A 25,450-nucleotide genomic window follows, 5' to 3' on the forward strand; every position below is an offset into this window, starting at 1 on the left:
ATGTCTGTGAGGCACCCTTGACTGGATCATGAAGTGTCATGAGCCTGGCATCTGTTCGCTGCTGTGGCGGACCACTGCAAGGGGGGCACATGAGTCGAAGAGCGAGACCGATCCTCGCCGTTGGCGCACTCCTCCTGGGCGGCGCGGGCCTCGCGCCCCTCGCCCAGGCCGCGGAGAGCAGCGGCTCTCCCGGTCCCGACGAGATCAAGGTCTTCCGGGCCGACGTCACCAGCGCGCAGGTACCCCTGCTGCTGGCGGCCGGTCAGGACGGCCACGAACTGAGCGAGCAGGTCCCCGCGAAGGGCACCGCGACCGTCGAGGTCTACCTCACCGACAAACAGGCCGACAAGCTGGAGAACCAGGGCGTCGACCTCACCGAGCACACTCTCTCCGCCAAGGCCGAGGCCCGCGTCGAGGCCGCCGCCGAAGGCGTGTACCGCCCCTACAGCGGCAGCGGCGGCCTCAAGCAGGAGATCCTCGCCACCGCCCAGGCCAACCCGGGCCTCACCAAGGCCGTCTCCATCGGCAAGACGGTGAACGGGCAGGACATCCTCGCGCTCAAACTGACCAAGAACGCGAAGCAGACCAAGGACGGCGGCAAGCCCGCCGTCCTCTACATGTCCAACCAGCACGCGCGCGAGTGGATCACTCCGGAGATGACGCGGCGCCTGCTGCACTACTACCTGGACCACTACAAGACCGACAAGCGGATCAAGAAGATCGTCGACTCCACCGAGCTGTGGTTCGTCCTCTCGGCCAACCCCGACGGCTACGACTACACGTTCACCGGCACCGACCAGCGCCTGTGGCGCAAGAACCTCCATGACAACAACGGCGACGGTTCCATCGCCATCGGTGACGGCGTCGACCTCAACCGCAACTTCGCCTACAAGTGGGGCTACGACAACGAGGGTTCGTCCCCCAACCCCACCAGCGAGACCTACCGCGGCACGGCACCGAGCTCCGAGCCCGAGACCAAGGCGCTCGACGCGTTCGAGAAGCGGATCGGCTTCACATACGGCATCAACTACCACTCCGCCGCCGAACTCCTCCTCTACGGTGTCGGCTGGCAGGTGGCCACCGACACCCCGGACGACGTCATGTACAAGGCGCTCGCCGGCACCCCCGACAACTCCGCGATCCCCGGCTACCGTCCGCAGGTCTCCTCGGAGCTCTACACCACCAACGGCGAGGCGGACGGCCACGCGTCGAACGTCAACGGCCTGGCGATGTACACGCCCGAGATGTCGACCTGCCAGACCGCCTCGGACCTCGACCCGAACGACCAGTGGAACGCGGCCGACTGCCAGTCGGTGTTCAACTTCCCCGACGACGAGAAGCTGATCCAGCAGGAGTTCGAGAAGAACATCCCGTTCGCGCTGTCCGTCGCCGAGTCGGCGAAGCAGCCCGACCAGCCGAAGTCCTTGCTCGGCCTGAAGGCCGCCGACTTCACCCCGAAGACCTTCGCCACGTCCTACTCGCGCGGCGCCGGCCAGGAGGTCTCCGTCGTCGTCCGCAGGGCCGTACGCGGCAAGGAGCTCAAGTACCGCGTCAACGGCGGTCATTCGCACAGCGTGCCGCTCCGCGCGTGGAAGGGCGGCGAGACGTACGGCGGTGAGGACAACCTCTACTTCGACGAGTACCGCGCGAAGGTCCCCGAAGGCGGTCCGGGCGACAAGGTCGAGGTGTGGTTCACCGGCTGGACGCCCGACAAGAAGCGCACCTCCAGCGAGCACTTCACCTACACGGTCGCCGAACGGCCGCGCGCGGACACCCTCGTGGTCGCCGAGGAGGGCGCGACCGCGACCCAGGCGCAGACCTACGTCGACGCCCTGAAGGCCAACGGCCGCAAGGCGATCGTCTGGGACGTCGCCACCCTGGGCGCGCCCGACGCGCTCGGCGTGCTCGACCACTTCAAGACCGTCGTCCACTACACGGGCGCGAGCGTCCCCGGCAACGCCACCCAGCTCCAGCTGCGCGCCTTCCTCAACGAGGGCGGCAAGCTGATCGAGGCCGGTGAGCGGGCCGGCGGCAGCGTCGACCTCGGCGGGGGCACCCTGTCGAACGACTTCAGCCAGTACTACCTGGGCGCCTACACCCGCACCTCCCTGCCGAACGCCACCGCCTTCCAGGGCAGCGGCAAGCTCGCCGGAGCCGGCGCGGCCCTCGGCGCGGCGCCGGGCAACCCGCTCGACACCGCCGGGTCGTTCAGCGTCACCTCCGACAACCTGCCGGCAGCCACCTTCCCGCAGTTCGCCAGCGCGGGCGGGGGCAGCTACCCCGGCACGGTCAACCCGTACGGCCCCTACGAAGGCGCCTCCATGGCCGCCGTCACGCACAGCGACTACGCCTGGAACCGCCTCACCCGCACCATCGACCTCACCAACGTGACCGCCGCGCAGGCGCCCACGTTCCAGACCCGGATGCTGTGGAACACCGAGGAGGGCTACGACCACGCCGTCCTGGAGGCCCACACGGCCGGGGCCGACGACTGGACCACCCTCCCGGACAAGAACGGTCAGACCAGCACCGCCGTACCCGCCGAGTGCGAGGCCGGGTACTTCATCGCTGCCCACCCCGCGCTCAAGCGGTACCTCACCCTCGGCTCCGGCGGCTGCACCAACACCGGCACCAGCGGCCAGTGGAACAGCTTCACCGGGGCGTCGGCCGGGTGGCAGCAGGTCGCCTTCGACCTGTCCGCCTACGCGGGCAAGAAGGTCGAGATCTCCATCAGCTACATCACCGACCCCGGCAGCGGCGGTCGCGGCGTCCTGGTCGACAACGCCTCCGTCGTCGTCACCGGCCAGGCCACCGAGACCGAGGGCTTCGAGACCTCGCTGGGTGCCTGGAGCGTCCCCGGACCGCCCGCGGGCAGCCCGGCGGTCGTCAAGGACTGGGGACGCTCCGGTGAGCTGTTCAAGACGTACGGCGCGATCACCACGGACGACACCGTGCTGCTGGGCTTCGGCCTGGAGCACGTCACCGCGGCGGCCGACCGCACGGCACTGCTCGGAAAGGCGCTGGCCACGCTCAACGGATGAGCGCGGACTAACACGTACGAGCGGGGCGTGCACTGGTCAACAGTGACGGACTCTCCGTAGTCAATTCGAGCTATATGGCCTTTCGGCCCGGGCGGTCCGTACCCCTACTGGCGGGTACGGACCGCCTGCCCGTGTATGCGGCATCTCGATGTCACCGACGAGGCGTCGGAGAGGTAGGGTCGTAGGCGGTCGGGGACATCCCAAACAGAGCTCGCCGGCACCGCATAGCCGGCGTACCAACGAGGAGATCGGTTCGTGACGATCCGCGTAGGCATCAACGGCTTCGGTCGTATCGGTCGCAACTACTTCCGCGCGCTGCTGGAGCAGGGTGCAGACATCGAGATCGTGGCTGTCAACGACCTGGGTGACACCGCGACCACCGCTCACCTGCTGAAGTACGACACCATCCTGGGCCGCCTCAAGGCCGAGGTGTCGCACACCGAGGACACGATCACGGTCGACGGTCACACCATCAAGGTGCTGTCCGAGCGCAACCCGGCCGACATCCCCTGGGGCGAGCTGGGCGTCGACATCGTCATCGAGTCGACCGGCATCTTCACCAAGAAGGCCGACGCCGAGAAGCACATCGCCGGTGGCGCGAAGAAGGTCCTCATCTCGGCTCCGGCCAAGGACGAGGACATCACCATCGTGATGGGCGTCAACCAGGACAAGTACGACCCGGCGAACCACCACGTCATCTCCAACGCCTCCTGCACCACCAACTGTGTGGCGCCGATGGCCAAGGTTCTGGACGAGAACTTCGGCATCGTCAAGGGCCTGATGACGACGGTCCACGCGTACACCAACGACCAGCGCATCCTGGACTTCCCGCACTCGGACCTGCGCCGCGCCCGCGCCGCCGCCGAGAACATCATCCCGACCACGACGGGTGCCGCGAAGGCCACCGCCCTGGTCCTCCCGCAGCTCAAGGGCAAGCTCGACGGCATCGCGATGCGCGTGCCGGTCCCGACCGGTTCGGCCACCGACCTGGTCGTCGAGCTGCAGCGCGAGGTCACCAAGGACGAGGTCAACGCCGCGTTCAAGAAGGCCGCCGACGACGGCGACCTCAAGGGCATCCTGTTCTACACCGAGGACCCGATCGTGTCCTCGGACATCGTCAGCGACCCGGCCTCCTGCACCTTCGACTCCTCCCTGACCATGGTCCAGGAGGGCAAGTCGGTGAAGATCCTCGGCTGGTACGACAACGAGTGGGGCTACTCCAACCGCCTCGTCGACCTGACGGTCTTCGTCGGCAACCAGCTCTGATCTACAGAGCAGGCAGCTTGATGTGAGTGCAGGGCTCGGGCAGCGCGAGGGCGCGTTGTCCGAGCCCTCGCTCATGTGATCAGCTTTCCTACGAGCCAGAGCCCTCTCCAGGAGTCCCCTATATGAAGACGATCGACGAACTTCTCGCCGAAGGCGTCGCAGGCAAGCGGGTCTTCGTCCGCGCCGACCTCAACGTGCCGCTGGACGGCACCACCATCACCGACGACGGCCGTATCCGCGCGGTGCTGCCCACCGTCAAGGCGCTGGCCGAGGCCGGCGCCCGCGTGGTCGTCGCCTCGCACCTGGGCCGCCCCAAGGGTGCCCCGGACCCGGTGTTCTCCCTCGCCCCGGCCGCCGCCCGCCTCGGTGAACTCCTCGGCGCCGACGTCGCCTTCGCGACCGACACGGTCGGCGAGTCCGCCACGGCCACCGTCGCCGGCCTCGCCGACGGCCAGGTCGCGGTCGTCGAGAACCTCCGCTTCAACGCCGGCGAGACCTCCAAGGACGACGCCGAGCGCGCCGCCTTCGCCGACCAGCTCGCCGCCCTCGCCGACGTCTACGTCGGTGACGGCTTCGGCGCGGTGCACCGCAAGCACGCCTCGGTCTTCGACCTCCCGGCCAAGCTGCCGCACTACGCCGGCTACCTCATCGCCACCGAGGTCGGCGTCCTGAAGAAGCTCACCGAGGACGTCCAGCGGCCCTACGCCGTGGCGCTCGGCGGCTCCAAGGTCTCCGACAAGCTCGCCGTCATCGACCAGCTCCTCGGCAAGGCCGACCGCATCCTCATCGGCGGCGGCATGGCCTTCACCTTCCTCAAGGCCCAGGGCCACGAGGTCGGCACCTCCCTCCTTCAGGAGGACCAGATCCCGGCCGTCACCGAGTACCTGGAGCGCGCCGAGAAGCTCGGCGTCGAGCTGGTCCTCCCGATCGACGTCGTGGTCTCCCCGGGCTTCCCGGACCTGAAGGCCAAGGCGGCCACCGAGCACACCGCCGTCGACGCGGACAAGATGCCCGAGGGCCAGCTCGGCCTCGACATCGGCCCGAAGACCGGTGAGCTGTACGCGAGCAAGCTCGCCGACGCCAAGACCGTGTTCTGGAACGGCCCCATGGGCGTCTTCGAGCACCCCGACTACGCCGAGGGCACCAGGGCGGTCGCCCAGGCCCTCATCGACTCGGACGGCTTCACCGTCGTCGGCGGCGGAGACTCCGCCGCCGCCGTGCGCACGCTCGGCTTCGACGAGAACGCGTTCGGCCACATCTCGACCGGCGGCGGCGCCTCCCTCGAATACCTCGAGGGCAAGACGCTCCCCGGCCTCGCCGCACTGGAGGACTGACCCCGCATGACCACTCGCACGCCGATCATGGCGGGTAACTGGAAGATGAACCTCAACCACCTCGAGGCCATCGCACACGTTCAGAAGCTCGCTTTCGCCCTGGCCGACAAGGACTACGAGGCCGTCGAGGTCGCCGTCCTGCCGCCCTTCACCGACCTGCGCTCCGTGCAGACCCTGGTCGACGGCGACAAGCTCAAGATCAAGTACGGCGCCCAGGACCTCTCGGCCCACGACTCCGGCGCCTACACCGGCGAGATCTCCGGGGCGATGCTGGCCAAGCTGAAGTGCACGTACGTGGCCGTCGGCCACTCCGAGCGCCGCCAGTACCACGCCGAGACCGACGAGATCGTCAACGCCAAGGTCAAGGCCGCCTACAAGCACGGCCTGACCCCGATCCTGTGCGTCGGCGAGGAGCTGGACGTCCGCGAGGCGGGCAACCACGTCTCCCACACCCTCGCCCAGGTCGAGGGCGGTCTGAAGGACCTCCCGGCCGAGCAGGCCGAGTCCGTCGTGATCGCCTACGAGCCCGTGTGGGCCATCGGCACCGGCAAGGTCTGCGGCGCCGAGGACGCCCAGGAGGTCTGCGCCGCCATCCGCGGCAAGATCGCCGAGCTCTACACGCAGGAGCTGGCCGACCGGGTCCGCATCCAGTACGGCGGCTCCGTGAAGTCCGGCAACGTCGCCGAGATCATGGCGCAGGCCGACATCGACGGGGCGCTCGTGGGCGGTGCGTCGCTCGACGCCGACGAGTTCGTCAAGATCGTGCGCTTCCGCGACCAGTAAGTATGCGGTAGCGGCGATCCGTCGTACCCTTGCGGGGGCACAGCCCGGTGGCTGTGCCCCTGTCGTCCGTCCAGATCCGAGGAAGTTGGTCCAGCCGTGGTTATGGGGTTCTCGATCGCCCTGATCGTCTTCAGCGCGCTGATGATGCTGCTGGTGCTGATGCACAAGGGCAAGGGCGGCGGCCTCTCCGACATGTTCGGCGGCGGCATGCAGTCGTCCGTCGGCGGTTCCTCCGTCGCCGAGCGCAACCTCGACCGGATCACCATCGTGGTCGGTCTGCTCTGGTTCGCGTGCATCATCGTGCTCGGTCTCCTGATGAAGACGAACAACTGACCGCCTCGCACATTCCGTACGTAAGGCCCCATGTTCGGTACGCGCTCCTGAGCGCGGCCTATCATGGGGCTTGCGTCTAGATGTGGGGGCTGTAACTCCAATCACTGGACGCGCGTTGGGCCTTACGTAGACTGAGGCGCTCGCAACGAAGCGAAACGCCGACTCGCTTCGCGGCACCATCACGCAGGGAGTTACGACCGTGGCAAGTGGCAACGCGATCCGTGGAAGCCGGGTCGGGGCGGGGCCGATGGGCGAGGCCGAGCGGGGCGAGTCCGCGCCCCGACTGCGCATCTCCTTCTGGTGCTCCAACGGGCACGAGACGCAGCCCAGCTTCGCCAGCGACGCGCAGGTTCCCGAAACCTGGGACTGCCCGCGCTGCGGCTTCCCCGCCGGACAGGACCGGGACAACCCGCCGGACCCGCCGCGTACCGAGCCGTACAAGACACACCTCGCGTACGTACGGGAGCGGCGCAGCGACGCGGACGGCGAGGCGATCCTCGCCGAGGCGCTCGCCAAACTGCGGGGCGAGATCTAGAAGTTGATGACCGGCCGGGTACCGAGAGGTGCCTGGCCGGAGGTGTTTTGACGCCGGGAGCCCCCGGTTATCCACAGGCCCACCACGTTGTCAGTGGTGGCCTCTACGGTTTGTGCATCGCTTCGGTGCAGGTGAATCGTGAGGGGGAGCTGTGGCGACGGTCGAGGCTGCGGGCGTGCGTGCGCCCGCGTGGCGCGGGGGGTTCGGGCGGCTGTGGAGTGCCGCGGTGCTCTCCAGCTTCGGAGACGCGCTGCGTACGGCGGCGCTGCCCCTGCTGGCCACCACCCTGACCGACGAGCCCCTGGCGATAGCGGCGGTCACCGCCTGTGGCTATCTGCCCTGGCTGGTCTTCGGACTGCTCGGCGGCGCCGTCGCCGACCGCGTGGACCAGCGGCGCGCGATGTGGACGGTGGACGCCCTGCGCGGTCTGCTCGTCGCCTGCTTCGCGGTCGCCGTCGGCCTCGGCCACGCCTCCATCGGCCTGCTGATCGCGCTCGCCTTCGCGCTGACCACGTTCCAGACCCTCTTCGACAACGCCTCCACCGCCCTGCTGCCGTCCCTGGTCGACGACGACGCCCTCGGCAGCGCCAACGCCCGGCTGATGACAGGGCAGAGGATCGCGGGCGGACTGCTGGGCGCCCCCGTCGTCCCGCTGCTGCTCGCGGGCGGCGCCGCACTGCCCTTCGCGGCCGACGCGGCGACCTTCCTGCTGGCCGCCGCCCTGGTGGCCTCGCTCCGGCCGGCGTCCCCCGCCCGGGGGCCCGGACCGGCGGGCAGCACCCTGCGCCGGGAGATCGCCGAGGGCCTGCGCGCCCTCGCCCGCGACCGTGCCCTGCGCGGCCTGTGCGCCGCCACCGCCCTGTGCAACATCGGCGTGGGCGCCCTCATCGCCACCATGGTGCTGCTGGTGACCGGCTGGCTGGACGCGGGCCACACCGGGTTCGTGGTGGCGACGACCGCCTACACCGTCGGCTCGCTGGCCGGTGGAGCGGTCAACCGGCTACTCGTCTCCCGGGCGGGCCGGGTGCGGGCGGTACTGCTCGCGGGGAGCGCGCAGATCGGCGCCCTGGTCGTCATGGGGACGGTCCGCAGTCTGCTCGCGCTGGTCGCCGCGATGGCCCTGTTCGGGCTCATGGGCATGGTGTGGAACGTGAACACCACGACCCTCATGCAGCAGCGCAGCCCCGCCGACATGCTGGGCCGGGTCAGCTCCGCCTTCCGGACCCTGGGCGTGGCCGGGGCGCCCGTAGGAGCCCTGCTGGGCGGCGCCGTCGCCACGGCCTGGGGACTCAACACCCCGGCGCTGCTCGCCGCCGCGTTCTTCACGCTGTCGGTCGCCTCGTTGATACCGGCGTTCAAGCGGGACGTACCTGTTGTTGCACCGCAGGACAGCGCCACGACAGCTCACGTCACCCGCTGATCAACTAGGTTGGACCAGCTGGGACAGGCACGAAAAGAAGGCGGAAGTCGGACATGAACGCAGACGGCCGTACCAGGCTCAACCAGACGCCCGAGTGGACCGCTCTGGCCAAGCATCGCGAGGAACTCGGCGAGGTGCGGCTGCGCGAGCTGTTCGCCGCCGACCCCGGGCGCGGCACCGGCTACACGGCGCGGGTGGGCGACCTGCACATCGACTACTCCAAGCACCTGGTCACCGACGAGACCCTGCGGCTGCTGCGTGAACTGGCCACCGCGACGGACGTGTTCGGGCTGCGGGACGCCATGTTCCGCGGCGAGAAGATCAACCTCACCGAGGACCGGGCGGTCCTGCACACCGCGCTGCGGGCGTCGCGGGACGCGGTCGTCGAGGTCGACGGCGAGAACGTCGTGCCGCAGGTGCACGCCGTCCTCGACAAGATGGCCGGCTTCGCCGACCGGGTCCGCTCCGGCGAGTGGACGGGTCACACCGGCAAGCGGATCAGGAACGTCGTCAACATCGGCATCGGCGGCTCCGACCTCGGACCGGCGATGGCGTACGAGGTGCTGCGCGCCTACACCGACCGCGACCTCACCGTCCGTTTCGTGTCGAACGTCGACGGTGCCGACCTGCACGAGGCCACTCGCGACCTGGACGCGGCGGAGACGCTGTTCGTCATCGCCTCCAAGACCTTCACCACCATCGAGACCATCACCAACGCCACCTCGGCGCGCGCGTGGCTGCTCGGTGAGCTGAAGGCCGGTCAGGAAGCCGTCGCCAAGCACTTCGTGGCGCTGTCGACCAACGCGGGGAAGGTCGCCGACTTCGGCATCGACACGGCCAACATGTTCGAGTTCTGGGACTGGGTCGGCGGGCGGTACTCCTACGACTCGGCGATCGGCCTGTCGCTGATGATCGCCATCGGCCCGGACCGCTTCCGGGAGATGCTCGACGGCTTCCGCATCGTCGACGAGCACTTCCGCACCGCCCCCGCCGAGGCCAACGTGCCGCTGCTGCTAGGCCTGTTGGGCATCTGGTACGGCAACTTCCACGACGCGCAGTCGCACGCGGTGCTGCCCTACAGCCACTACCTGTCCAAGTTCACGGCCTACTTGCAGCAGCTGGACATGGAGTCCAACGGCAAGTCGGTGCAGCGCGACGGCCGGCCCGTGGACTGGCAGACCGGCCCGGTGGTGTGGGGCACGCCCGGCACCAACGGGCAGCACGCGTACTACCAGTTGATCCACCAGGGGACGAAGGTCATCCCGGCGGACTTCATCGGCTTCGCCGAGCCGGTGGCCGAGCTCAGCGAGGGGCTGAAGGCGCAGCACGACCTGCTGATGGCCAACTTCTTCGCCCAGACACAGGCGTTGGCCTTCGGCAAGACGCCGGAGGAGGTGCGGGCCGAGGGAGTGCCGGAGGAACTGGTGGCCCACAAGACGTTCAAGGGCAACCACCCGACGACGACGATCCTCGCCAAGGAGCTCACGCCGTCGGTGCTCGGGCAGCTGATCGCGCTGTACGAGCACAAGGTGTTCGTGCAGGGTGCCGTCTGGAACATCGACTCCTTCGACCAGTGGGGTGTCGAGCTGGGCAAGGTGCTCGCCAAGCGGGTCGAACCCGCGCTGACCGAGGGCGCGGACGTGCCGGGGCTGGACACCTCGACGCAGGCGTTGGTCGCCAAGTACCGGGAGCTGCGCGGTCGGTGATCGCCGCGGATGTCTCGATGCGGGAAAGCGGGCGGTGCGCGGACGTCCGCTTCCCGTAGAATCCCCGACGATCATGGAGGCCATGGCTCGGGGGAGTGCAAAGTGGCTGGTTCGCACGGCAGTTGGACAGGTGGCTCGCTGACGGCGAGGGATCTGCTGAGGCCGAAGCACGCAGCGCGGGCCGCGTTTCATCCGGCGTGGATCCCGGAGTCCATCGACCCCGCGGTCGAGCAGCTCAAGAAGATCCGCCTCATCGCCGGGACGGTCGCGGCGGTGGGGGTCTACACCTTCGTGGAGGGCGGCTTCGCCTTCGACGAGATGCTGGAGAACATGCTGACGGCGTCCGTCGTCCTGCTGTTCATCACGCCGCTGACGGTCGGCATCATGCTGCTGGTGTGGAAGCGCGACGGCGACATCCGGGCGTTGAAGCCGCCGCTGTTCAACTCGCTGAAGCTGCTGCTGCTCTTCGTCGGTTCGATCGTGCTCACGGTCGTGCTGCTGCAGTCGACGGCCGCCGCGGGACTCTTCCTCCTGCTGCTGGCCCCGATGGTGATCTGGCTGGCGGTCTTCGTCGGCCGTGGTGCCTGGCACGTGGGCGCGAACTTCTTCGGCACCGCCGGTGTGCACCGCTGCCTGCCGCCGCTGCTCGCCACGGTCACCACCTGGCTGATGGCCCTCCCCGACCTCCTCACGGGCGACCTGCACGGACTCAGCCTCGGGATGGGTGTGCTGTTCATCCTGGGCGCGCCGGTGACGGTCACGGCGATCGCGCTGACGGAGATGCGACGACTGGACCAGCGCTACGGCATCCGTCTGAAGGCCCACCCGGCCGCCCAGGCGCCCCCGGTTCCGCCGATGCCACCGATGCCGCCCCACACTCCTGCGGGGACGCCGTATGTGCCGCCGCAGGGGAACCCGTACGGGCCCGGCGCGGGGCAGCTGTACCACCCCGGCAACCCGTACGGCCCGCCCGCCGGCAACCCCTACGGCCCGCCTGCCGGGAACCCGTACGGCCCGCCTGCCGGAAACCCGTACAACCCCTACAACCAGGGCAATCCCTACGGCCCTGGTCCGCACGGCTCCTGAAAGTCTGTGGGTGTTCCGTGGGCCGTGCCTTAGGGTCCTCCTGAAATCAGGGGTGACCAGAGGGGCAGAGGATGCGTGGGGGACGGTTCGCCGTGGCGATGACGGCGGCCTTGCTGGGGGCGGCACTTTCCGGCTGCGGGCAGAGATATGTGCCGACCGGGGACGAGCCGCGCAAGCCCGGCGACCGGGAGGCCGTGGTCGCGTACACGAGCCTGGACGACGTACCCGAGAAGCTTGCCGCGGACGGGGTCACGGTCGTGGTGGGCGATCCGCACGCGCCGGTGGCGGTGCATCTGTACGAGGATCCGCGCTGCCCGGTCTGTGAGGAGTTCGAGAGCACCGGCGGTGGTCCACAGCTGCGGGCGGCGACGATCCGGCGGGACGCGAAGGCCGAGTACACCCTCGCGTCGTTCCTCGACGACCGCATGGGGGGCGGCGGCTCGAAGAAGGCCGTCAACGCGCTGCGGGCCGCCCTGGAGGAGGGCAAGTTCGCCGAGTACCACCAGGTGCTGTACGCCCACCAGCCGCCAGAGGCCGTCGACGGCTTCACCGACGCCCATCTGCTGGAACTGGCCGGTCGTGTCGAGGGGTTGCGGGGTCCGGCGTTCGACTCGGCCGTCAAGGAGATGAAGTACCGCACCTTCGTGGCGGCGTCCGAGAAGGCCTATGAACGCGCCGGGGGCGCCAAGGAGCCCGACGGGCCGGGAACACCCACGGCCGACATCAACGACGTGCGCATTCCCGCGATGTACAACGGCCTGCTCTTCGATCCCGAGCTCTTCAGCGCGTTCCTGGAGCAGGTCGGCGAGGATCCCGACCTGCTCCAGGAGATGCGCTTCTGAACGGTGCTCAGGGTGACGCCGGCGGGTACAGCGACCGCGGCAGCTGTGAGGCCGCTGCCGCGTCCAGGAGCCACAGGGTGCGGGAGCGGCCCTGGGCGCCGGCCGCCGGGGCCTGGATCTCGCCCGCGCCCGACAGGGCGATCGCCGCGGCCTGGGCCTTGTCCTCGCCCGCCGCCAGGAGCCAGACCTCGCGGGCGGCGCGGATGGCGGGCAGGGTGAGGGTGACCCGGGTCGGCGGCGGCTTCGGGGCGCCGTGGACGCCGACCACCGTGCGGTCCGTCTCGCGGACCGCGGGGAGCTCGGGGAACAGCGACGCCACGTGCGTGTCCGGGCCGACGCCCAGCATCAGGACGTCGAAGGTCGGCACCGAACCGTGGTTCTCGGGGACGGCCGCGCGGGCCAGCTCCTCCGCGTACCCGGCCGCCGCGGCGTCCACGTCGGCGCCGTAGGGGCCGTCCGAGGCAGGCATGGCGTGCACCCGCTTCGGATCGAGCGGCACCGCGTCCAGCAGGGCCTCGCGGGCCTGCGTGACATTGCGGTCCGGGTCGCCCTCGGGCAGGAAGCGCTCGTCTCCCCACCACAGGTCGAGCCGGCCCCAGTCGATCGCGTCCCGGGCCGGAGCCGCCGCCAGCGCGGCCAGCAGGCCGTTGCCGTTGCGGCCGCCGGTGAGGACCACGGACGCCTGGCCCCGGGAGGCCTGCGCGTCCACGATCTTCGTGATCAGGCGGGCCGCCGCGGCCTGGGCCATCAGCTCCTTGTCGCGGTGCACGACCAGCTGCGGAGTGCTCACTTCGCCGCCGCCTTCTTGGCCGGGGCGCGCTTGGCGGCCGCCTTCTTCGCCGGAGCCTTCACGGCCTCCTCCACAGGCGTCTCGACGGCAGCCGGGGCACCGCCCGCAGCCGGCGCACCGTCCGCAGTCGGGGCACCGCCCGGCGCCGAAGCGCCGTTCAGCTTCTCCACTCCGAACCGCAGCGCGGACGCGTACGTGTCGTCCGGGTCCAGCCGCCGCAGCTCCTCCGCGATCAGCTCGGCCGTCTCGCGCCGCTTGAGCGCCACCGCACGGTCCGGCTGGCCCTCGATGGACAGCGTCGCGAGGGCGCCGTCCGCGCGGTCGAGGACGATCGGGCCGTGGTTGGTGTCCATGCGGACCGCGGTGAGGCCGGGGCCCGAGGACAGCGACCGCTTCACCGGCACGTCCAGCCGGTCCGCGAGCCACATCGCCAGCAGCTCGCAGCTCGGGTTGAACTCCTCGCCCTCCACCTCGACGCCCTTGACGTCCACGGTGACCTGGTCCAGGGCCGCCGCCAGCATCGAGCGCCAGGGCGTGATGCGGGTCCAGGACAGGTCGGTGTCGCCGGGGGTGTAGGTGTCGGCACGGGCGCCCAGGTCCCGTACCGGCTGCTCGGAGGCGTACGTGTCGGTGACCCGGCGCTGGGCCAGCGCGCCCAGCGGGTCGTTCGCCGGGTCGAGCGGCGCGTCCACCGGCCACCAGACGACCACGGGGGCGTCGGGCAGCAGCAGCGGCAGGACGACCGACTGGGCGTGGTGCACGACCTCGCCGTACAGCCGGAGCACGACCGTCTCGCCGGTGCCCGCGTCCGCGCCCACCCGTACCTCGGCGTCCAGGCGGGACTTCGTCCGGTCGCGGGGCGAGCGCGAGACCCGCTTGATGACCACCAGCGTGCGCGAGGGGTGCTCGCGCGACGCGTCGTTGGCGGCCTTCAGGGCGTCGTAGGCGTTCTCCTCGTCCGTGACGATGACCAGCGTCAGCACCATGCCGACGGCCGGCGTGCCGATGGCCCGGCGACCCTTGACCAGCGCCTTGTTGATCTTGCTGGCGGTGGTGTCCGTGAGGTCTATCTTCATGGCCGGCGCCAGCTCCGTCCCTCGCGTGCGAGCATTTCGTCCGCCTCGACCGGCCCCCACGTCCCGGACGGGTACTGGGCGGGCTTGCCGTGCTTGTCCCAGTACTCCTCGATCGGGTCGAGGATCTTCCAGGACAGCTCGACCTCCTCGGTGCGCGGGAAGAGGTTCGAGTCGCCGAGCAGCACGTCGAGGATCAGCCGCTCGTACGCCTCGGGCGAGGACTCCGTGAAGGACTCGCCGTACGCGAAGTCCATCGACACGTCCCGGATCTCCATGGACGTACCGGGGACCTTGGAGCCGAAGCGGACCGTGATGCCCTCGTCCGGCTGGACGCGGATGACGATCGCGTTCTGCCCGAGCTCCTCGGTGGCCGTGGAGTCGAAGGGGGAGTGCGGGGCCCGCTGGAAGACGACCGCGATCTCCGTGACCCGGCGGCCGAGCCGCTTGCCGGTACGCAGGTAGAAGGGGACGCCCGCCCAGCGGCGGTTGTCGACCTCCAGTTTGATCGCGGCGTACGTGTCGGTCTTCGACTTGGGGTCGATGCCCTCCTCCTGGAGGTAACCGACCGCCTGCTCGCCGCCCTGCCAGCCCTCGGCGTACTGACCGCGGACGGTGTCCCGGCCCAGGTCCTTCGGCAGCCGGACGGCACCGAGCACCTTGGTCTTCTCGGCGGCCAGCGCGTCCGCGTCGAAGGACGAGGGCTCCTCCATGGCCGTGAGGGCCATGAGCTGGAGGAGGTGGTTCTGGATGACGTCACGGGCCGCGCCGATGCCGTCGTAGTACCCCGCACGGCCACCGATGCCGATGTCCTCGGCCATGGTGATCTGCACGTGGTCCACGAAGGACCGGTTCCAGATCGGCTCGAACATCTGGTTGGCGAAGCGGAGCGCCAGGATGTTCTGGACGGTCTCCTTGCCCAGGTAGTGGTCGATGCGGAAGACCTGGTCCGGGGCGAAGACCTCGTGGACGACCTTGTTGAGGTCCTCGGCCGACTTCAGGTCGTGGCCGAACGGCTTCTCGATGACCGCGCGCCGCCAGGAGCCGGAGGACTGGTCGGCGAGGCCGTGCTTCTTCAGCTGCTGGATGACCACCGGGAAGGACCGCGGCGGAACCGACAGATAGAAGGCGAAGTTGCCGCCCGTGCCCTGCGCCTTGTCGAGCTCCTCGATGGTGCCGCGCAGCCGCTCGAACGCGTCGTCGTCGTCGAAGGTGCCCTGGACGAAGCGCATCCCCTGGATGAGCTGCTGCCAGACCTCCTCACGGAACGGCGTACGGGCGTGCGCCTTGACGGCGTCGTGGACCTCGGCGGCGAAGTCCTCGTTCTCCCACTCCCGGCGTGCGAAGCCGACCAGGGAGAAGCCCGGCGGCAACAGACCCCGGTTGGCGAGGTCGTACACGGCGGGCATGAGCTTCTTGCGGGACAGGTCGCCCGTGACGCCGAAGATGACCAGGCCCGACGGCCCCGCGATACGCGGGAGCCGTCGGTCCGCGGGGTCACGAAGCGGGTTCGCTCCGGAACCGGAAAAGGCTGGCAAGGTTTAGCCCTCCGAGGGTGCGAGGCGCTCCAGCTCCGCCTCGGTCGACTTGAGCAGGTCGTTCCAGGACGCCTCGAACTTCTCGACGCCCTCGTCCTCCAGCAGCTGCACGACCTCGTCGTACGAGATCCCGAGCTTCTCGACGGCGTCGAGCTCCGCGCGGGACTGCTCGTAGGTGCCGGCGACCGCGTTGCCGCGGATCTCGCCGCTCTCCTCGGTGGCCTGGAGGGTGGCCTCCGGCATGGTGTTCACCGTGTTGGGGGCGACGAGCTCGTCGACGTACAGGGTCGGCTTGTAGGCCGGGTCCTTCACGCCGGTCGAGGCCCACAGCGGGCGCTGCTTGTTGGCCTGCGCCTTGTCGAGCGCGGCCCAGCGGTCGGAGGAGAAGACCTCCTCGTACGCCTGGTAGGCGAGCCGGGCGTTGGCGACACCGGCCTTGCCGCGGGCGGCCTTGGCCTCGTCGGTGCCGAGCGCGTCGAGGCGCTTGTCGATCTCGGTGTCCACGCGGGACACGAAGAAGGACGCCACCGAGTGGATCTGCGACAGGTCCAGGCCGCGCTCCTTGGCCTTCTCCAGACCGGCCAGGTAGGCGTCCATCACCTCGCGGTAGCGCTCCAGCGAGAAGATCAGCGTGACGTTGACGCTGATGCCGAGGCCGATGACCTCGGTGATCGCCGGGATGCCGGCGCGGGTGGCCGGGATCTTGATGAGGGTGTTGGGGCGGTCCACCAGCCAGGCCAGCTGCTTGGCCTCGGCGACCGTCGCCTTGGTGTTGTGGGCCAGGCGCGGGTCGACCTCGATCGACACGCGGCCGTCCTGGCCGCCGGTGGCGTCGAAGACCGGGCGCAGGATGTCGGCGGCGTCACGGACGTCCGCCGTCGTGATCATGCGGATGGCCTCTTCGACGGTGACCTTGCGGGCGGCGAGGTCGGACAGCTGCTGGTCGTAGCCGTCGCCCTGGGAGATCGCCTTCTGGAAGATCGACGGGTTGGTGGTGACGCCCACGACGTGCTGCTGGTCGATCAGTTCGGCGAGGTTGCCGGACGTGATCCGCTTGCGCGACAGGTCGTCCAGCCAGATCGCGACGCCTTCTTCGGAGAGGCGCTTGAGTGCGTCTGTCATGGAATTACATCTCCTACGTGTCGTATGTCAGCGTCAGCGCTGGGCGTCGGCGAGGGATTCCCGGGCCTTGGCGGCCACGTTCTCGGCAGTGAAGCCGAACTCCTGGAAAAGGACCTTGCCGTCGGCGGAAGCACCGAAGTGCTCCAGGGAAACGATGCGACCGGCGTCACCGACGTACTTGTGCCAGGTCAGACCGATCCCGGCCTCGACCGCGACCCGGGCCTTGACGGCGGGCGGCAGGACGCTTTCCCGGTACCCCTGCTCCTGCTCCTCGAACCACTCCACGGACGGCATGGACACCACACGCGTGGGGACGCCGTCGGCCTCCAGCTGCTCGCGCGCCTCGACGGCGACGTGCACCTCGGAACCGGTGGCGATGAGGATGACCTCGGGGGTGCCGGTCGACGCCTCGAAGAGCACGTAACCGCCCTTGGCCGCGTCCTCGTTGGGCTCGTACGTCGGCACGCCCTGGCGGGTCAGCGCCAGGCCGTGCGGGGCGCCCTTGCCGAAGACCTTGGTCCAGCGCCTGAGGATCTCGCGCCAGGCGATGGCCGTCTCGTTGGCGTCGGCCGGGCGGACCACGTTCAGGCCCGGGATCGCGCGCAGCGAGGCGAGGTGCTCGACCGGCTGGTGCGTCGGGCCGTCCTCACCGAGACCGATGGAGTCGTGCGTCCACACGTACGTCACCGGCAGGTGCATGAGGGCCGACAGGCGGACGGCGTTGCGCATGTAGTCGGAGAACACGAGGAACGTGCCGCCGTAGATGCGGGTGTTGCCGTGCAGCGCGATGCCGTTCATCTCCGCGGCCATGGAGTGCTCGCGGATGCCGAAGTGGATCGTGCGGCCGTACGGGTTCGCCTCCGGCAGCGGGTTGTCCGCCGGGAGGAACGAGGAGGACTTGTCGATCGTGGTGTTGTTCGAGCCCGCGAGGTCGGCGGAGCCGCCCCACAGCTCGGGGATCACCGCGCCGAGCGCCTGGAGCACCTTGCCGGACGCGGCACGCGTGGCGACGCCCTTGCCGGGCTCGAAGACCGGGAGCTTCTCCTCCCAGCCCTTGGGCAGCTCGCCCGCGGCGATGCGGTCGAACTCGGCGGCGCGCTCGGCGTTGTTGTTGCGCCACTCCTGGAGCTGCTTCTCCCACTCGGCCTTGGCCTCACGGCCGCGGTCGAGGGCCTTGCGGGTGTGGGCGATGACCTCGTCGGCGACCTCGAAGGTCTGCTCCGGGTCGAAGCCGAGGACGCGTTTGGTGGCGGCCACCTCGTCGTCGCCGAGCGCCGAGCCGTGGGCGGCCTCGGTGTTCTGCGCGTTCGGGGCGGGCCAGGCGATGATCGAGCGCATCGCGATGAAGGACGGCTTGTCCGTCACCTGCTTCGCGGCCTCGATGGCGTTGTAGATCGCGTGCGGGTCCAGGTCGCCGTCCGGCTTCGGGGCGATCCGCTGGACGTGCCAGCCGTACGCCTCGTACCGCTTGACGGTGTCCTCGGAGACGGCCGTCTCGGTGTCGCCCTCGATCGAGATGTGGTTGTCGTCCCACAGCAGGATCAGGTTGCCCAGCTTCTGGTGGCCGGCCAGCGAGGACGCCTCGGCGGAGATGCCCTCCTGGAGGCAGCCGTCACCGGCGATGGCGTACACGAAGTGGTCGAACGGGGACTCGCCCTGCGGAGCCTCCGGGTCGAACAGACCGCGCTCGTAGCGGGCGGCCATGGCCATGCCCACCGCGTTGGCGACACCCTGGCCCAGCGGACCGGTGGTGGTCTCCACGCCCTTGGTGTGGCCGTACTCCGGGTGACCGGGGGTCTTCGAGCCCCACGTCCGGAACGCCTTCAGGTCGTCCAGCTCCAGGCCGAAGCCGGCCAGGTAGAGCTGGGTGTAGAGGGTCAGGGACGAGTGGCCGGCGGACAGCACGAACCGGTCGCGCCCGACCCACTCGGGGTCCGCGGGGTCGTGCCGCATCACCTTCTGGAAGAGGGTGTACGCGGCGGGGGCAAGGCTCATCGCCGTACCCGGATGGCCGTTGCCGACCTTCTGTACGGCGTCGGCGGCCAGGACGCGGGCGGTGTCGACGGCCCGCTGGTCCAGCTCGGTCCACTCGAGGTCTGTGGTGGTCGGCTTGGTGCTCACCCTGGGTCAGGGCTCCTCTCCACATGTCAGGCATGTCGAAAATGCCGGTGCACGGGACGCCCCGGCCGTTGTCGAGCCTACCCCCGTATGTACGTGCGTTTTTGCGCGTCATTCCAGACTGCCGGGAGTCGGGTCGATCCGCCTCCTGACTGGGCCGAACCGTCATTCGGCAACTGAATACGGACGCGCTCGTTCGAGTGCTCAACCGAGTGCGGATCGGCTCTTCCGGCACCCCGTGGGCCACTCGTCCGGGGGTGCCTCCCAACACGACCCCACCCCCGCGAATGTCGGGGTATGGGCAACGTCTACAGTGGCGTGGTACGCGCGGGCCTTTACCGGGACTTCACACGGCTGAGGCTTGCTGGGATGTCTCTGTAGGGGTGTGCGTGACGGCCGTCGAATCCCGTCCAGCCGGTGTGCTGGGGGAGAGCAAGCGCTCGAGTCACCGGCCGTTCGGGGCCCGTGTCAAGGCATTCGTGGCGCTGACCAAGCCGCGGATCATCGAGCTCCTGCTCATCACCACCGTTCCGGTGATGTTCCTCGCCGAGCAGGGGGTGCCCGACCTGACGCTGGTGCTGCTCACCTGCGTCGGCGGCTACCTGTCGGCGGGCGGCGCGAACGCGCTGAACATGTACATCGACCGGGACATCGACGCCCTCATGGACCGCACCTCGCAGCGTCCGCTGGTCACCGGCATGGTGTCGCCGCGCGAGTGCCTGGTCTTCGGCATCAGCCTCGCGGTCGTCTCGACGCTGCTGTTCGGGCTGACCGTCAACTGGCTGTCGGCCTGGCTGTCCCTCGGCGCGCTGCTCTTCTACGTCGTCGTCTACACGATGATCCTCAAGCGCCGCACCTCGCAGAACATCGTGTGGGGCGGCATCGCCGGCTGCATGCCGGTCCTGATCGGCTGGTCGGCCGTGACGAACTCCCTCACCTGGGCGCCGGTCATCCTCTTCCTGGTCATCTTCTTCTGGACGCCGCCGCACTACTGGCCGCTGTCCATGAAGGTGAAGGAGGACTACGCGCGCGTGGGCGTGCCCATGCTGCCGGTCATCGCCTCCAACAAGACGGTCGCCAAGCAGATCGTCATCTACAGCTGGGTGATGGTCGCCGTCTCCCTGCTGCTGACGCCCCTCGGCTACACCGGCTGGTTCTACACGCTGGTCGCCCTGGTCGCGGGCGGCTGGTGGCTGTGGGAGGCGCACGCGCTGCAGAACCGCGCGAAGGCGGAGGTGACAGGCGCGAAGCTGAAGGAGATGCGCCTGTTCCACTGGTCGATCACCTATGTGTCGCTGCTCTTCGTGGCGATCGCGGTGGACCCCTTCCTGCGCTGACGTACATCACAGTGCCCTGGCCTCGCCAGTGGACCTACCGGTGAGTAGCATCCTGGCCATGGCAGACACGCAGCAGGTTGACGCGAAGGCGGACCGCAAGGCGGCCAAGCTCGCCAAGCAGATCACGGCCTTCTCCAAGGCACACGGCGGCGCCGAGGGCCAGGTGGCCTACATCGGTCAGCGCGGCGCCCGCATCGCCCTCGTCGGTGAGGACGGCAACTGGGGCAACCTGGTCGCCCCCACCTACGAGATCGCCCAGAAGGCCGTCGAGAAGTCCGGCATCACCGTCCACGAGGACTTCGACGGCGAGTTCGCGGCCAAGGTGAAGACCGGCCGCTACGAGTGGAGCCGCATGGCGGGCATCCAGGTGGGCGGCCCGAGCAACGACTGACGCGCGCCGGTTTTCACACCGGGTGTGCGAGAGCATCACCTGACGCCCCGTTCACCCGTTAGGCCCCGTAGTAGGACATGGTCCGACCACGGGAGCCCGGATGATCGAAACGCCGTCCCTCGTGGACCAGTACTGCCACGGCGTACTGAGAACCGAGCTGGGCCTCGGCACCTTCGAGGCCCAGTTGGCCCGTACCGAGGGGCCGCCCGCCCCCGGTACGACCCTCTTCGACACCCAGACGGGCTTCGCCGTACGACGATGGTGTCCGCCCCTGCTCGGTCTGGAACCGCACTGCCCGCCCGCCCGTTATCTCGCCCGGCGCCGTGAACTCGGCGTACTGGAAGCGGGCCGCAGGCTGCTGCGGGGCAGTGGCATCACGACGTACCTCGTCGACGCGGGCCTGCCCGGCGATCTGACCGGCCCCGACGAGATGGCGGTGGCGTCGGACGCCGAGGCCCGCGAGATCGTGCGGCTCGAACTCCTCGCCGAACAGGTCGCCGACACCTCCGGCACCGTCGAGTCCTTCCTCGCCAACCTCGCGGAATCCGTGCACGGCGCGGCCACGAGCGCGGTCGCCTTCACCTCGGTGGCGGGCGTGCGGCACGGACTCGCCCTCGCTCCCGAACCGCCGGGGGCGGGTGAGGTGCGGGGCGCGGCCGGGCGGTGGCTGGCGGGCCGCCGGGTGGGCGGCGAGCTGTCCGATCCGGTGCTGCTACGGCATCTGCTGTGGATCGCCGTCGCCTCGGGACTGCCGCTCCAGCTGCACGCCGGGCTCGGCGAGCCGGGTCAGCGGATCGACCGCACGGACCCGGTGCTGCTCACCGACTTCGTCCGCGCCACGGCCGGCCTCGGCACCGACCTGGTGCTGCTGCACGGCTACCCGTACCACCGGCACGCCGCCCATCTCGCGGGCGTCTTCCCGCACGTCTACGCCGACTCCGGCGCGGCGCTCGTGCGGACGGGGGCCCGGGCGGCGACCGTCCTGGCGGAGATCCTGGAACTCGCCCCGTTCGGCAAGATCCTCTTCTCCAGCGGCGCCCAGGGGCTGCCGGAACTGCATGTGGTGGGCGCGCGGCTGTTCCGCGAGGCGCTGGGGCGGGTCCTCGGCACATGGGTCGCCGAGGGCGCGTGGTCGCTCGCGGACGCGCAGCGGGTGGCCGGGCTGATCGCGGCGGGGAACGCGCGGCGGGTGTACGGGCTGGAGTGAGGCGTACGGGGTGTGCGGGGTTGAGTGCGCGGGGTGTACGAGCCCGTGGGCGCTGTACAGGATGGGGGCATGCAGACCGACGCGTTACTCGACCGCTTCCTGTCCGGCCTCGCCCCGCTGGACCCGCTCGCCGTGTGGGCGCACGGGTCGCTCGCCGGCGGGGACTACCAGGAGGGCCGCAGCGACCTCGACCTGATCGCCGTCATGGACCGCCCCCTCACCCGGCGCACCATCTGGCAGCTCGCGACGCTGCACGCGCGGCTGCGCACCGAGCCGCTCGCCGGGCTGCTGCACTGCACCTATCTGACGCCGGACACCGTCGAGGACGCCAGGCGGCCCCATCTGACCTGGGCACACCAGCAGTTGTTCAAACGCCCGGTCACCCCGGTGACCCGACGTGAGCTGCACACCTTCGGGCAGGTGCTGCACGGGAAGGCGCCCGCGGGGCTGTTGCCGCCGGTGCTGGATCTCGAACTGGACGAGTTCGTCGTACGCGATCAGCGGGACTTCTGGCGGCCCAAGCTCGCGAAGGCGGCGCGGTGGCGGCAGGCCCCCTGGGTCGACGTGGGCCTGACGACCTTCGCCCGGGCGAGTGCCACCCTGCGCGACGGACGGCTCCTGTCCAAGCGGGAGGCGCTGGAGCTGCTGCCGGAACTCGGCGCACCCGTCGAGGTCGTCGAGGACATCCGCGCGCGGCGGTACGACCGGAGGCCGGCGCCGACCACCGAGGCGTGGGCGGCGCGCAGGGGCGAGCTGACCCGGAGCTACCTGGGTCCGGCGATCGACGAGCTCGTGGCGGCGTACGGCTGATCCGGAAGGTGGACCTCGATCTCGGGCCGCTCGCGCAGCGCCAGCAGCACCCGCAGGACCGCGATCCACACCAGACACGAGCCGAACATGTGCAGGCCGACGAGAGCCTCGGGAAGGTCGGTGAAGTACTGCACGTAGCCGATGACGCCCTGCCCGAGCAGCACCAGGAAGAGGTCGCGGGTGCGGTCCAACGGGCCCTTGGGGGAGTCGACGGCCCTGAGGACGAACCACAGGGCGAACGTCAGGGTCACCACGATCCACGCCAGCACGGCGTGCAGCTTGCTGACCGTCTCCCAGTCCAGCGGCATCCGCTCGACCTCGCTGGAGTCACCCGCGTGCGGGCCCGAGCCGGTCACGACCGTGCCCACCGCGATCAGCAGGACGGCCGCGGCGACCAGGAACCACACCAGCTGCCGCACCGACGTGCCGACCAGCGGTCGCGGCGCGTCGTCGCCCTCCCGGGTGCGCTGCCACATCACCGTGGCGACCGCGATCAGGGCGGTGGAGAGGAGGAAGTGCGCGGCGACCGTGTACGGGTTCAGGCCGACGAGGACGACGATGCCACCGAGGACGGCATTGCTCATCACGACCCAGAACTGGGCCCAGCCGAGCCGGGTGAGGCTGCGCCGGTACGGCTTCTCCGAGCGCGCGGCGATGATGGCCCAGCCGACCGCGGCGCACAGGACGTACGTCAGCATGCGGTTGCCGAACTCGATCACACCGTGCACGCCCATGGCGCTCGTCGTGGTCAGCGAGTCGTCGGTGCACTTGGGCCAGGTCGGGCAGCCGAGGCCCGAGCCGGTCAGCCGCACCGCGCCGCCGGTGACCACGATGACCACCGACATGACGAGCGCGGCGAGAGCCGCCCGCTGCACCGTCCGGGGTTCCGGGGTCCAGCGTGCGGCGATGAAGGCGAGGGGGTTGCGCACGGCGTCGGTGGCGTCGGCGCGGGTCAGCTTTGGCACGGGGTCCATCGTAGGGGGCCGCTTGTGCACGCTTTCACGAGGGGCCTATTCCCACCGGAAGAACCGGCCGGCCGCGGCGAGCCCGACGACGGCCCACACCGCCAGGATCCCCAGGTCGCCCCACGGCATCGCGGCCCCGTGCTGGAGCACGTCCCGCAGACCGTCCGACAGGGCCGAGATGGGCAGCAGCCCCAGCACGTCCTGCGCGCCGGAGGGGAACTTGTCCAGCGGGACGATGACGCCGCCACCGACCAGGAGCAGCAGGAAGACCAGGTTGGCCGCGGCGAGCGTGGCCTCCGCCTTGAGGGTGCCCGCCATCAGCAGGCCGAGGCCCGAGAAGGCGGCCGTGCCCAGGATCAGCAGGAGCAGTACGGCCAGCGGGTTGCCCTGCGGGTCCCAGCCCAGCGCGAAGGCGATCACCGTCAGCAGCACGATCTGGAGGATCTCCGTCACCAGCACCGACGCCGTCTTCGCCGCCATCAGGCCCCAGCGGGGCAGCGGGGAGGCGGCCAGCCGCTTCAGGACGCCGTAGCGCCGCTCGAAGCCCGTCGCGATCGCCTGGCCTGTGAAGGCCGTGGACATCACGGCGAGCGCGAGGATGCCGGGGGTGAGGAAGTCGACCGCCTCGCCCGCGCCCGTGTCGACGATGTCGACCGAGCTGAAGAGGACCAGCAGCAGGGTCGGGATCACGACGGTCAGCAGGAGCTGCTCGCCGTTGCGCAGGAGCATCTTCGTCTCCAGCGCCGCCTGCGCCGCGATCATGCGGCCCAGCGGGGCCGCGCCCGGCTTCGGGGTGTACGTACCGGTCGCGGTCACGAGCGCAGCTCCTTGCCGGTGAGCTCCAGAAAGACGTCTTCCAGCGTGTGCCGTTCGACCGAGATCTTCTCCGGCATCACGCCGTGCTGGGCGCACCAGGAGGTGACGGTGGCGAGCAACTGCGGGTCCACCTTGCCGCCGACCCGGTAGGAGCCCGGTGTCAGCTCGGCCGCCGTGCAGTCCGCCGGGAGCGCCTTGAGCAGGGAGCCGACGTCGAGGCCGGGGCGGCCGCTGAAGCGGAGCGTGTTCTCGGCGCCGCCCTTGCAGAGCTCCTCGGGCGATCCTTGAGCGATGACGCGGCCCGCGTCGATGATCGCGACGTCGTCGGAGAGCTGCTCGGCCTCGTCCATGTGGTGCGTGGTGAGGATGACGGAGACACCGTCGGCGCGCAGGTCGCGGACCAGGTCCCAGGTGGCGTGGCGGGCCTGCGGGTCGAGGCCGGCGGTCGGCTCGTCCAGGAACACGAGTTCCGGGCGGCCCACGACGGCCATGGCCAGCGCCAGCCGCTGCTGCTGGCCGCCCGACAGGCGGCGGTACGTCGTCCGGCCGCAACTGCCGAGACCCAGGCGCTCGATGAGGGCGTCCACGTCGAGGGGGTGGGCGTGCAGCCTGGCGACATGGCGGAGCATCTCGTCCGCGTGGGCGCCGGAGTAGACGCCGCCGGACTGGAGCATCACGCCGATCCGGGTGTGCAGCTCACGGGAGTGCCGGACCGGGTCGAGGCCCAGGACGCGGACCGTGCCGGAGTCCGGCCGGCGGTATCCCTCGCAGGTCTCGATCGTGGTCGTCTTGCCCGCTCCGTTGGGACCGAGCACGGCGGTGACACCCGCCCTGGCCACCAGGTCGAGGCCGTCCACCGCGGTCTTCGTGCCGTACCGCTTCACCAGGGCCTGGACCTGGACCACGGGCTCACTTCGCATGGCTCAAGAGTCTAGGT

The 25,450-nt window shown here is 69.9% G+C and carries 22 protein-coding genes; 14 read left to right on the forward strand and 8 right to left on the reverse strand.

From position 1 onward, the window contains the following. The first annotated feature begins 89 nt into the window (after positions 1–89). The 10 genes from ACFUO4_RS17395 (at position 90) to ACFUO4_RS17440 (ending at position 12,346) form a co-directional block, all read left to right on the forward strand. The gene (locus tag ACFUO4_RS17395) at positions 90–3,041 is read left to right on the forward strand and encodes a M14 family zinc carboxypeptidase (protein WP_383485215.1); all 2,952 of its coding nucleotides are present in this window, start codon (positions 90–92) and stop codon (positions 3,039–3,041) included. Between the two features lie 255 nt (positions 3,042–3,296). After that, positions 3,297–4,307 carry a type I glyceraldehyde-3-phosphate dehydrogenase gene (gene gap, locus ACFUO4_RS17400; RefSeq protein WP_079308836.1) on the forward strand — a complete coding sequence of 337 codons (1,011 nt, stop codon included), beginning with the start codon at positions 3,297–3,299 and terminating at the stop codon, positions 4,305–4,307. 122 nt (positions 4,308–4,429) lie between these two features. Then, on the forward strand, positions 4,430–5,641 hold the full coding sequence (locus ACFUO4_RS17405; RefSeq protein ID WP_383485218.1) for a phosphoglycerate kinase: 1,212 nt from the start codon (positions 4,430–4,432) through the stop codon (positions 5,639–5,641). 6 nt (positions 5,642–5,647) lie between these two features. After that, a complete protein-coding gene (gene tpiA / locus ACFUO4_RS17410) occupies positions 5,648–6,424 on the forward strand; it encodes a triose-phosphate isomerase (protein WP_383485221.1) in 777 nt (258 codons plus the stop codon). A 102-nt stretch (positions 6,425–6,526) separates the two neighbouring features. Continuing rightward, on the forward strand, positions 6,527–6,757 hold the full coding sequence (gene secG / locus ACFUO4_RS17415) for a preprotein translocase subunit SecG (protein ID WP_059197350.1): 231 nt from the start codon (positions 6,527–6,529) through the stop codon (positions 6,755–6,757). 199 nt (positions 6,758–6,956) lie between these two features. Further along, a complete protein-coding gene (locus ACFUO4_RS17420) occupies positions 6,957–7,292 on the forward strand; it encodes an RNA polymerase-binding protein RbpA (protein ID WP_003976875.1) in 336 nt (111 codons plus the stop codon). Between the two features lie 151 nt (positions 7,293–7,443). After that, positions 7,444–8,712, forward strand: a complete 1,269-nt coding sequence (locus ACFUO4_RS17425) for an MFS transporter (RefSeq protein ID WP_383485224.1) — start codon at positions 7,444–7,446, stop codon at positions 8,710–8,712. A gap of 53 nt (positions 8,713–8,765) precedes the next feature. Beyond that, entirely contained in the window at positions 8,766–10,418 is a 1,653-nt protein-coding gene (gene pgi / locus ACFUO4_RS17430) for a glucose-6-phosphate isomerase (protein WP_383485227.1), read from the forward strand. A gap of 102 nt (positions 10,419–10,520) precedes the next feature. After that, positions 10,521–11,504 carry a DUF3824 domain-containing protein gene (locus ACFUO4_RS17435; protein WP_383485230.1) on the forward strand — a complete coding sequence of 328 codons (984 nt, stop codon included), beginning with the start codon at positions 10,521–10,523 and terminating at the stop codon, positions 11,502–11,504. Between the two features lie 71 nt (positions 11,505–11,575). After that, entirely contained in the window at positions 11,576–12,346 is a 771-nt protein-coding gene (locus tag ACFUO4_RS17440; RefSeq protein ID WP_383485233.1) for a thioredoxin domain-containing protein, read from the forward strand. Positions 12,347–12,353: 7 nt separating this feature from the next. Here the strand turns inward: ACFUO4_RS17440 and pgl are convergent, their stop codons facing one another. The 5 genes from pgl to tkt are packed head-to-tail and all read right to left on the reverse strand — an operon-like array spanning position 12,354 to position 18,990. Beyond that, the gene (pgl, locus tag ACFUO4_RS17445) at positions 12,354–13,136 is read right to left on the reverse strand and encodes a 6-phosphogluconolactonase (protein WP_079308841.1); all 783 of its coding nucleotides are present in this window, start codon (positions 13,134–13,136) and stop codon (positions 12,354–12,356) included. Next, a complete protein-coding gene (opcA, locus tag ACFUO4_RS17450) occupies positions 13,133–14,212 on the reverse strand; it encodes a glucose-6-phosphate dehydrogenase assembly protein OpcA (protein WP_079308842.1) in 1,080 nt (359 codons plus the stop codon). The genes pgl and opcA overlap by 4 nt, the downstream gene beginning before the upstream one ends. Beyond that, positions 14,209–15,747 carry a glucose-6-phosphate dehydrogenase gene (gene zwf, locus ACFUO4_RS17455; protein ID WP_097262519.1) on the reverse strand — a complete coding sequence of 513 codons (1,539 nt, stop codon included), beginning with the start codon at positions 15,745–15,747 and terminating at the stop codon, positions 14,209–14,211. Before zwf ends, opcA begins: the two co-directional genes overlap by 4 nt. A 3-nt stretch (positions 15,748–15,750) precedes the next feature. After that, positions 15,751–16,869 carry a transaldolase gene (tal, locus tag ACFUO4_RS17460; protein ID WP_383485238.1) on the reverse strand — a complete coding sequence of 373 codons (1,119 nt, stop codon included), beginning with the start codon at positions 16,867–16,869 and terminating at the stop codon, positions 15,751–15,753. Positions 16,870–16,902: 33 nt separating this feature from the next. After that, on the reverse strand, positions 16,903–18,990 hold the full coding sequence (gene tkt / locus ACFUO4_RS17465; RefSeq protein ID WP_383485241.1) for a transketolase: 2,088 nt from the start codon (positions 18,988–18,990) through the stop codon (positions 16,903–16,905). A gap of 380 nt (positions 18,991–19,370) precedes the next feature. Here tkt and ACFUO4_RS17470 point away from each other — a divergent pair, with 380 nt between their 5' ends. The 4 genes from ACFUO4_RS17470 (at position 19,371) to ACFUO4_RS17485 (ending at position 22,732) form a co-directional block, all read left to right on the forward strand. Then, positions 19,371–20,324, forward strand: a complete 954-nt coding sequence (locus ACFUO4_RS17470) for a heme o synthase (RefSeq protein ID WP_079308846.1) — start codon at positions 19,371–19,373, stop codon at positions 20,322–20,324. Positions 20,325–20,382: 58 nt separating this feature from the next. Continuing rightward, entirely contained in the window at positions 20,383–20,715 is a 333-nt protein-coding gene (locus ACFUO4_RS17475) for a hypothetical protein (RefSeq protein ID WP_383485244.1), read from the forward strand. A gap of 100 nt (positions 20,716–20,815) precedes the next feature. Next, on the forward strand, positions 20,816–21,922 hold the full coding sequence (locus tag ACFUO4_RS17480) for an amidohydrolase family protein (RefSeq protein ID WP_079308848.1): 1,107 nt from the start codon (positions 20,816–20,818) through the stop codon (positions 21,920–21,922). A 69-nt stretch (positions 21,923–21,991) separates the two neighbouring features. After that, the gene (locus ACFUO4_RS17485) at positions 21,992–22,732 is read left to right on the forward strand and encodes a nucleotidyltransferase domain-containing protein (protein ID WP_383485248.1); all 741 of its coding nucleotides are present in this window, start codon (positions 21,992–21,994) and stop codon (positions 22,730–22,732) included. On the opposite strand, the gene ACFUO4_RS17490 is transcribed toward ACFUO4_RS17485, so the two are convergent. Genes ACFUO4_RS17490 through ACFUO4_RS17500 form a run of 3 tightly spaced genes read right to left on the reverse strand, consistent with a single transcriptional unit; the run spans position 22,687 to position 25,433 of the window. Then, the gene (locus tag ACFUO4_RS17490; RefSeq protein WP_383485251.1) at positions 22,687–23,706 is read right to left on the reverse strand and encodes a heme A synthase; all 1,020 of its coding nucleotides are present in this window, start codon (positions 23,704–23,706) and stop codon (positions 22,687–22,689) included. The genes ACFUO4_RS17485 and ACFUO4_RS17490 overlap by 46 nt on opposite strands. A gap of 36 nt (positions 23,707–23,742) precedes the next feature. Next, positions 23,743–24,459, reverse strand: coding sequence for an ABC transporter permease (locus ACFUO4_RS17495; RefSeq protein WP_383485764.1), 717 nt, complete (start codon positions 24,457–24,459; stop codon positions 23,743–23,745). A 50-nt stretch (positions 24,460–24,509) separates the two neighbouring features. Then, positions 24,510–25,433 carry an ABC transporter ATP-binding protein gene (locus ACFUO4_RS17500; RefSeq protein WP_383485254.1) on the reverse strand — a complete coding sequence of 308 codons (924 nt, stop codon included), beginning with the start codon at positions 25,431–25,433 and terminating at the stop codon, positions 24,510–24,512. Positions 25,434–25,450 lie beyond the last annotated feature (17 nt).

The sequence above is a fragment of the Streptomyces sp. NPDC057280 genome, assembly GCF_042668605.1.
Classification (GTDB): Bacteria; Actinomycetota; Actinomycetes; order Streptomycetales; family Streptomycetaceae; genus Streptomyces.

Bases quoted from the DNA above. Each gene is read 5' to 3' on its own strand.
- ACFUO4_RS17440 (WP_383485233.1), top strand. From the start codon at position 11,576: ATGCGTGGGGGACGGTTCGCCGTGGCGATGACGGCGGCCTTGCTGGGG.
- pgi (WP_383485227.1), top strand. From the start codon at position 8,766: ATGAACGCAGACGGCCGTACCAGGCTCAACCAGACGCCCGAGTGGACC.
- ACFUO4_RS17395 (WP_383485215.1), top strand. From the start codon at position 90: ATGAGTCGAAGAGCGAGACCGATCCTCGCCGTTGGCGCACTCCTCCTG.
- ACFUO4_RS17490 (WP_383485251.1), bottom strand. From the start codon at position 23,706: ATGGACCCCGTGCCAAAGCTGACCCGCGCCGACGCCACCGACGCCGTG.
- ACFUO4_RS17405 (WP_383485218.1), top strand. From the start codon at position 4,430: ATGAAGACGATCGACGAACTTCTCGCCGAAGGCGTCGCAGGCAAGCGG.
- tal (WP_383485238.1), bottom strand. From the start codon at position 16,869: ATGACAGACGCACTCAAGCGCCTCTCCGAAGAAGGCGTCGCGATCTGG.
- ACFUO4_RS17495 (WP_383485764.1), bottom strand. From the start codon at position 24,459: ATGATCGCGGCGCAGGCGGCGCTGGAGACGAAGATGCTCCTGCGCAAC.
- secG (WP_059197350.1), top strand. From the start codon at position 6,527: ATGGGGTTCTCGATCGCCCTGATCGTCTTCAGCGCGCTGATGATGCTG.
- ACFUO4_RS17480 (WP_079308848.1), top strand. From the start codon at position 20,816: ATGATCGAAACGCCGTCCCTCGTGGACCAGTACTGCCACGGCGTACTG.
- ACFUO4_RS17475 (WP_383485244.1), top strand. From the start codon at position 20,383: ATGGCAGACACGCAGCAGGTTGACGCGAAGGCGGACCGCAAGGCGGCC.
- tpiA (WP_383485221.1), top strand. From the start codon at position 5,648: ATGACCACTCGCACGCCGATCATGGCGGGTAACTGGAAGATGAACCTC.
- ACFUO4_RS17500 (WP_383485254.1), bottom strand. From the start codon at position 25,433: ATGCGAAGTGAGCCCGTGGTCCAGGTCCAGGCCCTGGTGAAGCGGTAC.
- ACFUO4_RS17485 (WP_383485248.1), top strand. From the start codon at position 21,992: ATGCAGACCGACGCGTTACTCGACCGCTTCCTGTCCGGCCTCGCCCCG.
- opcA (WP_079308842.1), bottom strand. From the start codon at position 14,212: ATGAAGATAGACCTCACGGACACCACCGCCAGCAAGATCAACAAGGCG.